The following is a 12,139-nucleotide window of genomic DNA, read 5'->3' on the forward strand; positions in this document are numbered from 1 at the left end:
CATGTTCGACGCGCTGTTACGCATGCAATTGGGACCGATCGTCGAACGCCTGGCTGAGATGGAGTCCCAGCTCGAGGACCTCTACCGCCGCGCCGAGAGCTTCTGCCGGATCGGCATCTGCCAGCACGTCGATGCGGCCAGCAACACCTGCAAGGTCAGCCACGGTGACCTGCTCACCCCGGCGATCCGCTTTTTCAACCCCAGTGCCGGTGCACAAACCGAAACCCGCATCCCCACGGTGGGTGAGCAATGCCTGCTGCTCAACTACGGCGGGGGGGAGGGCGGTGTGCAATCCGTGGCCCTGTTCGGCCTCAACAGTGATCGCTTCCCGCCGGTCTCCAGCGTGGCAACGCTGACCCGGCGGCGCCATCAAGACGGCACCCAAAGCGACTACGACGACGCCAGCCACACCTTCAACTGGGTCAACGGCCCGACCAGCTTCAGCGGTTCCCGTGAACAGGTTGACGTCAAAGTCGGCGCCGCCAGCCTGACCCTCAACGCCCAGGGCATCACCCTGCAAATCGGCGGTACCAGCCTGTTGCTGGATGCCGGCGGCGCGCACTTCAGCGGCCCGGTGGTGGACCATCAAGGACGCGTCATCAGCCCCCGATAAGGACACCCCATGCTCGGAATCGATAGGAACACCGGGGCGGCCGTCGACGACTGGCTGCAATTTGTGCAGCGCGCCACCCGCGCGCTGACCACCCCCATCGGAACGCGGCAAAAGCGCCCGCTGTACGGCTCACTGATCCCGCAATTGCTCGGCCAGAACCTGGGCGATGACTTGCTGATCCTCGCCCAAAGCCACGCCGCCCAAGCGTTCTACAACATTCATAACGGCATTGGCGATTTTGACCCTCAGGTCATTGTCGCTACCCGCCAGGGCGCCGGCCTGCTGCTGCGGTTTGCCGGGACCTGGAAAAACCGCCAACAATCCTTCGAGGTCGTGACATGAGTATGCTGATCCCCGGCCAGAACCAACTGGCGGAACCGGCCATCATTAAGGTCGATGAGTTCGAGCCGTTGCTGGCCGAATTCAAAGCGTTTGTCATCGACTACGTCGCCACTCGCGCGCCGCAAAGCGCAGCCAAACTCCAGGTCAGCCTCGACAACGAAAGCGAACTGCTGACCCTGGCCCTGGAAGCGTTTTGCGTGCGCCTGCAAACCCACGAACGCAAATACAACGCGCGCATCAAGCAGATGCTGGCGTGGTGGGCCACCGGTAGCAACCTGGATGCGCGCCTGGCCGATATGGGCCTGGAACGCCAAGTGCTCGACCCAGGCGACCCGGCGGCTTTCCCGCCGGTGCCGCCCACCTTGGAAAGCGACGACGACGCCCGCCTGCGCTACTACTTGGCACCCCACGCCCCAGCGGCGGGCTCGCGCATGCAGTATCGCCGCGAAGTGTTCACCTTGGGCGAGCGCCCAGCAGTGAAAGTACAAAGCGCGACGCCCGGTGTGGTCACGGTCACCTACACCTTCGACCCCGACGGCTACGCGGCCCAGGTCAAGGACGGCAACGCTCGCCGCACCGCACCGGGGGAAGTCATGGTCACCGTGCTTTCCAGGGAGGGCGACGGCACGCCATCTGTCGACTTGCTTGACGGTGTACGTCGACATTTCGCACGGCCGGATGTACGGCCAGAGACCGATCTTGTCAGCGTCCAAGGCGCGCAGATTCAACCCTATAAAATTCGCGTGGTGGCCAAGATCAACGCCGGCCCGGACTCGGGGCTGACCCAAGTGGCCGCGCAGAAACTGCTGCAAGACTACGCCGAGTCCTGCCACCGTCTGGAAGGGCGGGTGGACCCCAGCTGGATCGACTACGCCATCCACAGTGCCGGGGCCGCGCAACTGCACATCCTCGAACCGCTGGCGCCGATTGTCAGCACGGCGTTCCAGGCCCCGTATTGCACGGGCGTCGAGGTGGAGGTGCGCACACTATGAGTGAACCCAGAGCGAGTTTGCTGCCCGCCAACAGCTCACCGCTGGAAAAGGCGTTGGACCTGGGCTTCGGCACATTGCTTGAGCGTGTCGCCCCGCCGTTTCCGGCGCTGATGAACCCGCTGTATACCCCTAGCGAGTTCCTGCCTTACCTGGCCGCCGACCGTGGCGTCAGCGAATGGGATGCCGAGGCCAGCGAAGCGGAAAAACGCCTGACCGTGGCCTTGTCCTGGCAGATTCAACGCCAGGCCGGCACGCCCAAGGCACTGAGCCATGCGGTGGAGTCATTGGGCTTCACGCCGAATATCAGCGCCTGGTACCAGCAACGTCCGCTGGGCGTGCCTTACACCTTCGACGTGCAGGCGATCATCGGGCGCAGTTGGTCCAGCGGCGACCACAACCGGCTGATCCGTCGCATCAACGCGGCGAAAAGTGAGCGCGATCAGGCGACGATTACCATCGTGCATGAAACCGAAGGCCAGCTCGCGCTCACGCAAGTGCTCGACGCGCCTTTAAGCGACGGCGAGTTCTACCTGAACGGCGCATTGCCGGACCTGGCGCTGGTGGCTCGCCTAAACAGTGCCGGGGTTGCCCAGCACTACACCATTAACGATTACGACCTCAGGGCGCAGCCATGACAGATGAAATCACGCGCCTGGTGCGCTTCACCTCCAAAGGTTTGGATGAAGTGCTGCAGGCAAAGAACCAAGGCCTCAAAGGCGAAATCACCCACATCGGCGCCGGCACCGGCCGCTACAACCCCGACGGCACGGAAGTGGCCTTGCGTGACGAGCGTCAACGGGTGGCCATCGTCGATTACGAAGACCTGGGCGAGCGCCAACTCAGGATGGCCGCGCTGTTTGATGGCGACGGTGAGTATGAGATTGGCGAGTTCGGGTTTTACCTCGCCAGCGGCACCTTGCTGGCGGTGTATTCCGTGGCGGGGAAGTTGCTGACGTATAAAGCGGCGGCGGCGCGGGTGCTGCAGAAGTTTACGCTGGATGTTTCGCCGTTGCCGGCGGATAGCGTGACGGTTGTGGTAGGGACTGAGAACCTCAATATTCTGCTGACTGAAGAGCTAGCGTCGCTCTCGGCAGCGAGCATTGACACTATGACAAGGGGTATCGGGGTGCTGTTTCGCCTGATGGCGCTCGAGGCGAAGACAGCTTGACCGCCTGCTTCATATGACCGTCAGGACGTTATACGTTGGCTTGATTGCAAGCCGTTAAGGAATGACCAGTAAAACAAGGAGTTCAAACATTGAGTACTGAACAGCAATTGGCCGCCGTTGTCAGCGCGGCAAACAACTTGACGAATACGGTGGCGGGTAAGGTAGGGGAGATTGATAAAGCCCTTGCAGATGCTCAGAGGAAATATGAAGACCAGCTTTCGAGTTTTAGTCGCCATATACCCAGAGTGGCGATGACAAAGAACTTTCACATGGCCCCTGATGTGACGGGCAACCTGATTGACGGTTGGTATGTTCATACTCAGGTCACGGCGACAAAATCACGAACGATTACTCAGGCAGCTCAGTCGGCGGGACGTCCTCAGGCAGACGTCGATTTTATGCGCCAGGTTCAGGCAGATGTGCGTGAGCAGTTTCCTGATTTCGATATTAGTTCGGCCGAATATTGGCGAAATCCGATTCACGTCTGGCAAATGAAATGGTCGGAGGACAATGTCAGCCCGTGGCTTGCATTCCCTTGTGCCGTCGATATGGAACGATTGAGCGGAACAACACCTGTGCCTCTCAACACCCATATGACGATAGCCGCTTTTGTTCGGGTGGTAGAGGGTTCTGTCGACGGTACATGGACGACAGGCAACAAAAAGGGTAAGTGGCGCTGGTGCTCCGTGCCCGTACCACCGACGGGGTTCTTTTCTCACTACATGCATATTCATCCTATGCGTACTTCTGGCAGTGGGTTAATTGAAGTCATGCTCGGCGGTGCCTGTACCGGTGTCGTCACGCACCCTTCCGATTGGGGAACTATGTTGGCTTTGGGTTAAGGAAAATACTGATGAAACCTGAGTTTGCACTTGCTGAGATTCACCCGCTGATTAAATGGACACTGATTCGTAAAGCTCGCGATGCGGACTTGGCGGCCAGTGATTACGCCGCCATGCCTGACTATCCAATGCTGGACAAGGATCGCCCTGTATTTATGGCCTACCGTCAGGGCTTGCGAGATATTCCAGATCAAGGCAGCGATCCTGATGCCGTTGTATGGCCCCATAAGCCGGAGTTCCTGAAATAACCCACCGCGAAAGCGGTTTTTTTTCGCCTCCCCAAAGCCCCTCCCCGCAGGGGCTTTTGCATTTCCCTCTCGGAGATTTCCACCCATGCCCACCCGCCAAACCTACACCGTCCTCATCCCATTCCCCATCGGCAACGGCCATTGGTCCACCGCCGGCGAGGAACTGGAACTGCTCGACGTCGAAGCATCCGCGCTGCGCACCGCTGGCCGTCTGGAACTGACCAGCGTCCTCAACTCCACCCCCAAGAAGGCTGAATAACCATGGCAGAAGTCCTGAACTTCGAGCACAACGGCATCACTGTGAATGCCACTGAATCCCCCGAGGCCATGGGTGGCCTTGGCGATAACGTCATCGGCCTGGTCGGCACTGCGCCGAATGCCCATGCGTCGATCCCGAAAAACGCGCCGTTTCGCATCAACAGCTTCACCGCCCAGGCGCTGCTGGACCCTACCGGCACTGAGTCGGGCACCTTGTTCCAGGCGGTGTACCAGATCCTCAAGGTGGTCAAGGTGCCGGTCTATGTGGTCATCGTCGAAGAAGGCGCCACCCCGGCCGATACGATCAATAATGTGATCGGCGGCAACGACCCGGTCACCGGTCGCAAGCTGGGCCTGGCGGCCCTGAGCAGCGTCCCTGAAGACCTGACCATCATCGGCGCTCCAGGCTTTACCGGCACCAAGGCCGTGGCTGGTGAGTTCGCCTCCTTCGGCAAGCGCATCAAGGCCCGTGTGGTACTGGATGGCAAGGACGCGTCCGTTGCCGACCAAGTGACCTACAGCGGTGAACTGGGCGGGGCCGACCTCGGCTTCGACCGTTGCCTGCTGGTGCACAACATGCCGTCGGTGTACTCCAAAGCCGCGAAGAAGAACGTGTTCCTGTCGCCATCCTCGCTGGCCATCGCCGCATTGGCCAAGGTCAAGCAGTGGGAGAGTCCAGGTAACCAGGTGACCTTCGCCGAGGACGTTTCCCGCGTGGTCGAGTACAACATCCTCGACACCTCCACCGAAGGCGACCTGCTCAACCGCTACGGCGTGAGCTACTACGCCCGCACCATCCTCGGCGGCTTCTCGCTGTTGGGCAACCGCTCCATCACCGGCAAGTTCATCAGCTACGTCGGCCTGGAAGATGCCATCAGCCGCAAGCTGGTCAAGGCCGGCCAGAAAGCCATGGCCAAGAACCTCACCAAGTCCTTCATGGACCAGGAGGTCAAGCGCATCAACGACTGGCTGCAAACCCTGGTGGCCGACGAAACCATCCCCGGCGGCAGCGTGTACCTGCACCCGGAACTGAACAGCGTCGAGAAATACAAGAACGGCACCTGGTTCATCGTCATCGACTACGGCCGCTACGCGCCGAACGAACACATGGTTTATCAACTCAACGCCCGCGATGAAATCATCGAGCAGTTCCTGGAGGACGTTCTCTAATGTTTACCAACCGAGTCAGACAGGCCATTGCGGCCACCCTTCAAGGCCTGCCGTTGTCCGCAACCGTGGAAGAATTCACCCCGCCGAAGATCGAGTTCGACATGGAGGCCATGTCCGGCGGGCGCTTTATCGCCGAGGAAATGGCCAAGAGCGGCAAGGTGCTCAATGCCAAGCTGGTGCTGCAAGGTGCCGGCCCGCAAATCATGCTGGCCCTGGGCGTGCGCATGGGCGACGACATTTTGCTGAACGTGCGTGAAGCCGGCCAGGATCAAGACGGCAAGACCTATTTCACCTACCACACCGTGGGCGGCAAGCTCAAATCCCTGGAGGAGGCGAAGCTGAAAATGGGCGACAAGGCCACCACCACGCTGGAACTGTCCTGCCGTACCTACAACCGTCTGGAAAATGGCATTTCGGTGATCGATATCGATGTGCGCACCCAGAAGTTCGTGCTCAACGGCGTCGACATCCTTGGCGATGCGCGCCGCGCCGTGCTGATGCCTTAAGGGCCGGCGCAATCTGAGGCGAGCACGGTCAAGGTGGGAGCTGGCTTGCCTGCGATGCAGGCGACTCGGTATCCCTGGTGTATCGAGTGGATGCCATCGCAGGCAAGCCAGCTCCCACAGGGGCCATGCTCAGGTTTAGATTTTTCGCACTTTTCAACACCGCTCAACAAGGAATTCCCCATGGCCTGGATGCCACCGTTGCACATCCTGCTGTCCCCGATCACCGCCGACACCGGTGCAATGATCGAGCAGGTTCAACTCAAACCGTTGTTCTATGCCGCGCAAAAAGACGCGCTGGCCCGGGCCGGTGATGACGAGGACGACCAGTTCTTCGAACTGGCGAAACTCGCCACCGGCCTGTCGGAAAAAGAGCTCGACCAACTCAAGCGCCCGGACTACGTGAGCATTGCGCAGTACGTACACGAAATGTCGACACGCCCGGCCTCGTTCTTCTTGAAAGAACAGGACGTGACGACCCACGACCAGCCTGTCCACCTGCTATTACCCCTGGAAGCCGCCGGCCGAAACCTGTCGGAACTGCCCCTGGAAATGCCCGCCCTGCGCGCTACCAAGGTGATGAAAAAACTCGCCACTAACAAAGAGCGCGCCGAGTTCATCACCGCCCATTGCACGGGCCTGATGATTCCCGATCTTGCCGGCCTGACCGTGCCCGACTGGACCGAGCTGCAGGAGCGCATCGACGATTTTTTAAACAAACCGGCGGACTTCTTTCGGAGCGCGACATCGAAGTGATTCTCGATGTAGTGCCGCTGGTTTACTCGGTGAACGAAGCGGAAATCCTCGATTGGGAAGCCGGCAAAGCATTGCGCCGCTACGACATCGCAATCAGTCGTCTTGGCGTCAAACAGGAGTAGAGCGCAATGGCAGATAGTAATCATGGAGCAGGGTCAGCCATTGCCAAGGACGGCGTGATGACTCAGGGCGCCCTTCAGATGACAGGAATGCAGGCCAGTCTCAAACCTATCACCCAAGCGCTGCCGAGCCCGCTTGAGGTGGCCCCGGGGAGTGCGGCGAGTTTGGCCCTGGCATTGGCCGATGCCAGCTTGCAGATCAAGCATCTGGCGGACGGGCAGGTACGGTTGGTCGATACGCTGGAGCTGTTCAACGTCTCGTTGCTCAAGGTGATGGACGCCCGGCAAGCTCAAACTGCCGGGAACGCAGAGGGTACGAAGACCGTCGCGGCTACAGACAAGCGCACACCCTCGCAGGCGCTGGACGCCGCGATGACCGATATTGATCAACTGTTGATGTTTGCCCGGCATGAGCGCAAGGCATTGCGTGAAGCCAACCTTGCCATGGCGTCCGAGCCGGTGGTAGCTGCCAGTGGTGCCAGTGCCGTCGACCTCGCGAAGGTCGAGTATGCCGCCGCCCGTTCCGGTATCGGCAGTGATCGTAAGGACGCTTCGGGCAATATCGACCCCGTTGGGCGCCGGGCAGACCTGCAGCAGTTCGCTCGCGACGCTGCGATCATGGCGACGGCGTTCAAGATCGACGTCAAAAATTCCGGCGAAATCATGGGCGGCTGGCGCGAGTCAATGCACCTTGATCGCGCACAAGCCTTGGACCTTGCCGACGCAACAAACGTGCTGGGCACCCAGGTATCGCTCAAGGCCGAATCGGCGGATATCGGCGCTGTTGTGCAACTCCAGGGCGCTGCCGCGAAGGCTGCGGGCATGAGTCCCGAACAGGCTGCAGCGCTTTCGGCGGCGTTGTTGAGCGCAGGTAACAGCAAGGCTGTTGCTGGTGCCGGGCTGGAAAAAATCAGCACCGTCCTGGCTAAAGGCGACAACGCCTCTGCAGGGCAACGCAGTGCCTGGGCAGAGCTCAAGCTTGATCCAAAAGTACTCGCGGCGGGCATGAAACAGGACGCCCCACAGGCCGTGCTTACGGTGCTGGAGGCGCTCAAGTCGCAACCTGCCGAAAGGCAGGCGGTGCTGGCGACGCAGTTGTTCGACGGCAACCAGACGATTCTGAGCCTGGTACCGGTGATCGACAGCGTGAAACAGGCCTTTTCGCTGGTCGCAGAAAAATCCACCTACGCCACTTCGACGCTGGGCGACCAAGGTTCGGTGCTGCGTTCGGCCGCGGTTCGTGCGGACTCTACTTACGCGCGTCGGCAAGCCTACGAGGCCAGTACCACACGCTTGAGCACCGCCTCTGATACAGCGCTTGCCCCCGTTGTAGATGCCTCGCTGACCGCAATGAACGGCCTGGTCAGTGGCGTGGCTTGGCTCGCGGAAGGCCTGCCCAAGGCTGCCGCTGCCGTCGCCCTGGCGGGGGCGGTGCTGATCCCGGTGGTTTCTGGTGTTTTCGGTGCCGTGAAGGACAAGATTTTCGAAAAGGTCGCAGGGAAAGTGCTCGGAGAGGGGCCGGCAGCAGGGAATAAAACCACGCCGCCGGACAGCCAGCGCAAAGCCCCGAGCAATGACGAGCACAGCGGTAATCGCCCGCCTGCTTCCGGCCCTGGCATCTCTGGCAAAGCGGCGAAGGTGAGCAAGCTGGCCAAAGGGGTCCCCCTGGGTTTGGTGGTGGCCCAGGCCGGTGTCGAGATGACGCAAGGCGCGATGACCGGAAACCTGGGTCAAGCGGTTGGCACTAGCGTGGGCTCTATCGGCGGCGGTGTTGCCGGCGGTGTCGTCGGTGATGTGGCTGGGATGGCGATAGGCCGAGCGGTCGGCACGCTGGCGGGAGCTGTTATCGGTTCGGTCGTTCCGGGTGCCGGCACAGTGTTGGGCGGTGTGATGGGCGGCGTCGCCGGGGGCGCAATCGGTAAGGTAGTCGGTGGTGCCGTGGGCACTTTCGTGGGCAGTGACGTCGGTGCGTGGCTGGCTGAAAAAGTGATGGGGGCGGGCGATCGCCTGCCATCCCCCACAGAGGTCAGCAAAAACCTCAACGCCCCTCAAGCCGACAACCGCCAAATCAACTTCGCCCCGCAAATCACCATCACCGCGCCTGAGCAAGCCAGCCATCAACAACTGGCGGCGCTCGTGGTGCAACAGATCGAAGCGCAATTTACCCCGCTGTCGATGGACAACCTGCTGGCGACCCGACGCGGCGCAGCACTCACCGATGGAGCTGTGTGATGCGACAACAGATGGTCTTGGGTACTTTTATTTTCGGGCTGTCCCGTGGGTTCGCCTACGACACGCTTGATCGTGGTAGCAGCGGGGGCTGGGTCAGTCTCGACATCATTGCCGGCAAACCTAAATCCAGCCAGGTCGGCCAGGGGCTCGAAACGCTGGCATTGGGCGGCAAGGCTGCGCGTGCCAATGGCATGGCGCGCCTGGATGAGTTGCGCACCCTGCAGGCCCTGCGTGCGCCGTTGCCTTTGGTGGACGGGTTAGGGCGTAACTGGGGGCTATGGACCATCCAGTCGATCAGTGAAAAACAAGCCAGCGTGATCGACGACGGGACGGCCATGGTGATCAATTGGACATTGTTACTGGAGGAGTTCGTCAATGCGTAGGGTTCGAAGTATTGCCGGCGACTCGGTGAACCTGTTGCTCTACCGTGAACTGGGGCGCAGTGATGATGCCGCAGAAGAAGCGTTGTGGCGCTTGAACCCGGAGTTGGCCGAACAGGGCGCGGTACTGCCGGCGGGCGTCAGCGTGCTGGTGCCCGAGTTGGACGCGCAACCGGTTGCGAGCCGGCCGGTTTCCGCCTGGGATTAAGGAGCCATCATGGCACTCGGATTTACACCTGTAGTGGAGCTATACGGAGCCAATGCCGCGTTATTCAACGAGCGGCTCTTGGAGTGGGAACATACCGACGCAGCGGGGTTTGTATCTGATCAACTGAAGCTGACCCTCGATATCGAGGGGCTTGAAGGGCTGCCCGATCTGGGCGGCAAAATTGGCCTGCGTATTGGGTACCTGGAATCGGGCCTGGTGGATAAGGGCGTGTTCAAGATCACCCAGCGCACGCCCTCGATGTTCCCATTGCGACTGGTGCTGGTGGCCACGGCGGCACCGTTCGACGAGCACGAATTCAAACAGCGCCGCACCGCCAGCCATGGTCCGATAACCCTGGGTGCGCTGTTTCGCCAACTGACCACCCGATACGGTTTTTCACCGCGTGTGGCGCCTGAACTCGACGGTGAGCCGATCGCGCACATCGATCAGACCAATGAAAGCGACATGGCTTTTCTGACGCGCCTGGCCAAGCGCTTCGATGCGGTGGCCAAGCCTGTCGATGAGCTGTATGTACTGGGGCGCAAAGGCCAGATCAAGACGCTGTCGGGCAAGGCATTGCCGGATGTACGGTTGTCGATCACCCATGATAATCGCCCAGGTGACCGCGCGTTCATCAGCGCCAGTTTCACCGAAACCAGCCGTGCCAAATACAACGGCGCGCAAACGTCATGGTGGGACGCGGCAGCCGGAAAACAGCGTGTCGTCAAGGTGGGCATCGCACCCTTCAAAGTGGTGACACAGCGCTACCAGAGCGAGGACGAAGCACGCTCGGCGGCGCAGGGAGAGATGCGGCGGGTGGGGCGCGAAGGGTTGCAGATTGATGTGGTCTGCCCTGGTAATCCTTCGTTGGCTGCTGAAGGCCTGTTGCTGCTGGATGCGTCGTGGCCGGGGTTCATGCAAGGGCGCTGGTCGATTAAAACGGTGAAATCCAGGGGCGAGCGAAAAGGTGGCTATCGGAGTACGGTCCAGGCCAGCGGTTTGTCGGTGTAGATCCTTCCTTAGAGTAAAACCCATGGTAATCACACATGCTCAGCTTCTGGGTGTCATGCCTGGAGCCCGCCTTCGCGCGGGCATTTTTTTAACCTTTCTAAATGCGGCCTTTGCGGGGCATCAGATCAATACGGCCCGTCGCGTCGCCGCCTTCCTCGCCCAAATCGGCCACGAGTCTGCCCAGTTGCAGTACGTGCGCGAATTGGGCAGTGATCAATACTTGAGCAAATATGACACCGGCGTCTTGGGCGCGCGCCTGGGCAACACCCCGGAAGCGGACGGAGATGGACAAAAGTATCGCGGCAGAGGGTTGATCCAGATAACCGGCCGCCGTAATTACCTTGCGTGCAGCCAAGCACTGTTCGGCGATGATCGCCTGCTGCTCCAGCCGCAACTGCTGGAACAACCGCAATGGGCCTGCGAGTCCGCCGCCTGGTTCTGGCAAAGCAACGGCCTTAACGAACTTGCCGACAACGATCAGTTCACCACCATCACCCGTCGGATCAACGGCGGCCTCAATGGCCTGGACGACCGTTTGCAGTTGTGGGCGCGGGCGAAGGCGGTGCTCTGCGTTTCTTAGGTGCGTTTCGCCTGATCGGTGCGCGCCTGCTCATGGCGCATGTGTGGCAGGTGCAGGCCGTCGCGCATTAGCCTCTTGATGCACTCTGTACCTTGCATGGCCGATAGGCTCCTGTAGGGTAGGCGAACCCCCGCCCACTCCTGGAGACGACTGTGAAGGAAATCACTCAACTGGCTGCCGAACTGGGTCGCCGTTTGCAGGTGCTCAGTGCTCACGTGACCACTGCCGAGTCCTGTACCGGCGGCGGCATTGCCGAAGCCATCACGCGAATTCCGGGCAGCTCGGCCTGGTTCGAGGCGGGCTATGTCACTTATTCCAACCGACAGAAGACCCGGCAGTTGAATGTGCCGGAAAAACTGTTCGCCAAAGTCGGAGCCGTCAGCCAGGAAGTGGTGGAAGCGATGGCCCGCGGTGCGCAGGAAAAAAGCCTGGCACGGTTTGCCGTGGCGGTCAGCGGTGTCGCCGGCCCGGATGGCGGTTCGCCGGACAAGCCGGTGGGCACCGTTTGGCTGGCCTTTGCCGTGGGCGACGAGGTGACCGCCGAGCTTGCGCACTTCCCCGGCAACCGCGACGAGGTCCGCCGACAAACGGTAAAAGCCGCGCTGGAGGGCTTGTTGCGACGAGCTGCAGCAGAAATAGACAATCAGGGGTAGGCGATCACCGATCTTTGTGGAACAATACTGTCTACTTATACAGGTGTTGGCCGTCAGGCCTTAT

General features: G+C 60.7%; 18 protein-coding genes. All 18 read left to right on the plus strand.

All coding sequences use genetic code 11. The annotated features are described in order from the left end of the window. The first annotated feature begins 1 nt into the window (after position 1). Positions 2-613, plus strand: coding sequence for a phage baseplate assembly protein V (locus GH769_RS02615; protein WP_014717159.1), 612 nt, complete (start codon positions 2-4; stop codon positions 611-613). A 9-nt stretch (positions 614-622) separates the two neighbouring features. Continuing rightward, complete coding sequence (locus GH769_RS02620) at positions 623-955, plus strand: phage baseplate protein (RefSeq protein WP_014717160.1); 333 nt, start codon at positions 623-625, stop codon at positions 953-955. Further along, complete coding sequence (locus tag GH769_RS02625) at positions 952-1,947, plus strand: baseplate J/gp47 family protein (RefSeq protein ID WP_014717161.1); 996 nt, start codon at positions 952-954, stop codon at positions 1,945-1,947. Before GH769_RS02620 ends, GH769_RS02625 begins: the two co-directional genes overlap by 4 nt. Further along, complete coding sequence (locus GH769_RS02630) at positions 1,944-2,582, plus strand: phage tail protein I (RefSeq protein ID WP_032903280.1); 639 nt, start codon at positions 1,944-1,946, stop codon at positions 2,580-2,582. Before GH769_RS02625 ends, GH769_RS02630 begins: the two co-directional genes overlap by 4 nt. After that, positions 2,579-3,115, plus strand: a complete 537-nt coding sequence (locus GH769_RS02635; RefSeq protein ID WP_032903278.1) for a tail fiber protein — start codon at positions 2,579-2,581, stop codon at positions 3,113-3,115. Before GH769_RS02630 ends, GH769_RS02635 begins: the two co-directional genes overlap by 4 nt. Before the next feature lie 89 nt (positions 3,116-3,204). Then, the gene (locus tag GH769_RS02640; protein WP_032903276.1) at positions 3,205-3,957 is read left to right on the plus strand and encodes a hypothetical protein; all 753 of its coding nucleotides are present in this window, start codon (positions 3,205-3,207) and stop codon (positions 3,955-3,957) included. A gap of 11 nt (positions 3,958-3,968) precedes the next feature. Further along, positions 3,969-4,205, plus strand: coding sequence for a tail fiber assembly protein (locus tag GH769_RS02645; protein WP_032903274.1), 237 nt, complete (start codon positions 3,969-3,971; stop codon positions 4,203-4,205). Positions 4,206-4,290: 85 nt separating this feature from the next. After that, positions 4,291-4,464 (plus strand): hypothetical protein, encoded by a 174-nt coding sequence (locus tag GH769_RS28775; RefSeq protein WP_003189022.1) that lies wholly within the window; start codon positions 4,291-4,293, stop codon positions 4,462-4,464. A 2-nt stretch (positions 4,465-4,466) separates the two neighbouring features. Then, the gene (locus tag GH769_RS02650; RefSeq protein WP_014717166.1) at positions 4,467-5,633 is read left to right on the plus strand and encodes a tail protein; all 1,167 of its coding nucleotides are present in this window, start codon (positions 4,467-4,469) and stop codon (positions 5,631-5,633) included. Next, complete coding sequence (locus tag GH769_RS02655; RefSeq protein WP_014717167.1) at positions 5,633-6,139, plus strand: phage major tail tube protein; 507 nt, start codon at positions 5,633-5,635, stop codon at positions 6,137-6,139. Before GH769_RS02650 ends, GH769_RS02655 begins: the two co-directional genes overlap by 1 nt. A gap of 180 nt (positions 6,140-6,319) precedes the next feature. After that, complete coding sequence (locus GH769_RS02660) at positions 6,320-6,892, plus strand: phage tail assembly protein (protein WP_014717168.1); 573 nt, start codon at positions 6,320-6,322, stop codon at positions 6,890-6,892. Further along, the gene (locus GH769_RS28965; RefSeq protein WP_014717169.1) at positions 6,889-7,014 is read left to right on the plus strand and encodes a hypothetical protein; all 126 of its coding nucleotides are present in this window, start codon (positions 6,889-6,891) and stop codon (positions 7,012-7,014) included. The genes GH769_RS02660 and GH769_RS28965 overlap by 4 nt, the downstream gene beginning before the upstream one ends. Positions 7,015-7,020: 6 nt before the next feature. After that, positions 7,021-9,243 (plus strand): phage tail tape measure protein, encoded by a 2,223-nt coding sequence (locus tag GH769_RS02665; protein ID WP_032903273.1) that lies wholly within the window; start codon positions 7,021-7,023, stop codon positions 9,241-9,243. Next, positions 9,243-9,626 (plus strand): phage tail protein, encoded by a 384-nt coding sequence (locus GH769_RS02670; protein WP_014717171.1) that lies wholly within the window; start codon positions 9,243-9,245, stop codon positions 9,624-9,626. The genes GH769_RS02665 and GH769_RS02670 overlap by 1 nt, the downstream gene beginning before the upstream one ends. Further along, complete coding sequence (locus GH769_RS02675) at positions 9,619-9,831, plus strand: tail protein X (RefSeq protein ID WP_014717172.1); 213 nt, start codon at positions 9,619-9,621, stop codon at positions 9,829-9,831. Before GH769_RS02670 ends, GH769_RS02675 begins: the two co-directional genes overlap by 8 nt. Positions 9,832-9,840: 9 nt before the next feature. Beyond that, positions 9,841-10,842 (plus strand): contractile injection system protein, VgrG/Pvc8 family, encoded by a 1,002-nt coding sequence (locus tag GH769_RS02680; RefSeq protein WP_032903272.1) that lies wholly within the window; start codon positions 9,841-9,843, stop codon positions 10,840-10,842. Positions 10,843-10,864: 22 nt separating this feature from the next. Next, a complete protein-coding gene (locus GH769_RS02685) occupies positions 10,865-11,422 on the plus strand; it encodes a glycoside hydrolase family 19 protein (protein ID WP_014717174.1) in 558 nt (185 codons plus the stop codon). 152 nt (positions 11,423-11,574) lie between these two features. Beyond that, entirely contained in the window at positions 11,575-12,075 is a 501-nt protein-coding gene (locus GH769_RS02690; RefSeq protein WP_020301157.1) for a CinA family protein, read from the plus strand. The last annotated feature ends 64 nt before the right edge of the window (positions 12,076-12,139 follow it).

This window comes from Pseudomonas sp. CFSAN084952 (genome assembly GCF_009648855.1).
In the GTDB taxonomy this organism is placed as follows: domain Bacteria; phylum Pseudomonadota; class Gammaproteobacteria; order Pseudomonadales; family Pseudomonadaceae; genus Aquipseudomonas; species Aquipseudomonas paracarnis.